The following is a 1,421-nucleotide window of genomic DNA, read 5'->3' on the forward strand; positions in this document are numbered from 1 at the left end:
CGAAAACCGGGTGGATATGATCCTATCGTACCATTTCATATTGTTGCAGGAGGGTTCCAAGCGGCAAGAGAAAATAGAGATGATTTCATTAATTATTTTGTAGATAATCCTGATCTTGGTAGGTATGAGTTATATGGCACAGCCCCTAACGGAGATAAAGTATTAGTTCAAACCGTATCTGGAGGTTTATCTGTAGTTAGTGACCCAGAGCAAGCCATTAAATTAACTATGGATCCTGCTGAGGAAATTCAACAGCTTACGAACACCATCATTAACGATAAAGAAATTGAAAGAGTTACTTCTAGCTTACCGGATGGGGAATTTAAGCTTAATGCAATCAATACTCTGAAAAGTCATAAAGGTATGACATGGAAAAAGGCGATAACTAAACACGGTGAGATTAACTAATTATGGATAAAAATAAATTTTCACAAGAGCAAATAGATAAAAATAAACTTTTTAAGGAACACCTCAAAAAGCGTGCATTTGAGAAAGAGGCAAAACTTCAGCGAAACAAAGCTGAGGCCCCTTTAATTGGTAAGGAATTTTTTGACTTAAGCGAGCTTAAGAAATACTGGAGCTACCGCTATGAAAAAGCGTCTTCACCAGAAGAGATAAAAGATGCGATTAATGAAATTGAAAGAGATTATTATTTGGCAGGTAAGCAGTTTTTGACAATGAGAGCATACGGGGAATACTTGATGGAAATGGAATTATATCGCTAAATTGTGAAAAGAATGATTTGTCGTAAAATGAAAAAGTTCAGTCATTGAAAGTGATTTACTAGAAATTAAAAAAAAGAAAATAAAGTGGTAAGGATTCTCTATTATGTTAACTAAAGGAAATAGTTATGAAAAAATGTCCAGCAATAGTAGGCCTAAGTTTTGATGAGGAAAGTAAGCAGGGAATTGCAGAGATTAATGAGATATATGATCTCACAAAAATAGGTCGGCTTGCTCTGTTAATTGGTCAGTTTTATTCAATATTTGGAGGACTTGCAGTTAAAGGATCTTCTGGTTCTGGTGTAAGATTTCTGGATGATTCCTTGGCATTTCAAATTGCAGGTTCTGACGCGGCGCAAACTGAGTATGCAGTGAGTCAGGCCAATTGGGAATATTTTTTCGAGTCATTTGGTGCTTTTGATAAGATAGCCATGGAGTCTATAAGCAAAATTGCATTTAAGCAGGTTATGGCTCATAACGGAAGCCCAAAGGAATACTTGTTTTGGAGTTCAATAGTAAAAGGATGTAAGCCCAATGTTGAATAAATGTATCGTGATATTTTTTTTATTTATATCTTTTATGGCTAAAGCTGAAATTTCAGAAGATAGGAAATATGCAACACTTATGTTGCAGGTTAACTTAGCTAAATATGAGAATAAAAGTAGCCATTGCTTCAAGCAAGTAACGGATTTCATTTTA

3 protein-coding genes are annotated in these 1,421 nt (G+C 35.0%); all 3 read left to right on the plus strand.

Annotation, left to right across the window (positions count from 1 at the left end; genetic code table 11):
- The coding region (locus H5185_RS22120) for a hypothetical protein (RefSeq protein WP_220494519.1) at nucleotides 1-408 on the plus strand (408 nt) is incomplete at its 5' end.
- A gap of 2 nt (nucleotides 409-410) precedes the next feature.
- A complete protein-coding gene (locus tag H5185_RS22125; RefSeq protein ID WP_182743310.1) occupies nucleotides 411-725 on the plus strand; it encodes a hypothetical protein in 315 nt (104 codons plus the stop codon).
- Between the two features lie 125 nt (nucleotides 726-850).
- A complete protein-coding gene (locus H5185_RS22130; protein ID WP_182743312.1) occupies nucleotides 851-1,267 on the plus strand; it encodes a hypothetical protein in 417 nt (138 codons plus the stop codon).
- Nucleotides 1,268-1,421: the final 154 nt, after the last annotated feature.

It is taken from the genome of Shewanella sp. SG44-6 (assembly GCF_014164185.1).
Taxonomy (GTDB): Bacteria; Pseudomonadota; Gammaproteobacteria; order Enterobacterales; family Shewanellaceae; genus Shewanella; species Shewanella vesiculosa.

What these genes read in the sequence shown, in the direction of transcription:
- H5185_RS22130 (WP_182743312.1), top strand. Translation starts at nt 851, where the DNA reads ATGAAAAAATGTCCAGCAATAGTAGGCCTAAGTTTTGATGAGGAAAGT.
- H5185_RS22125 (WP_182743310.1), top strand. Translation starts at nt 411, where the DNA reads ATGGATAAAAATAAATTTTCACAAGAGCAAATAGATAAAAATAAACTT.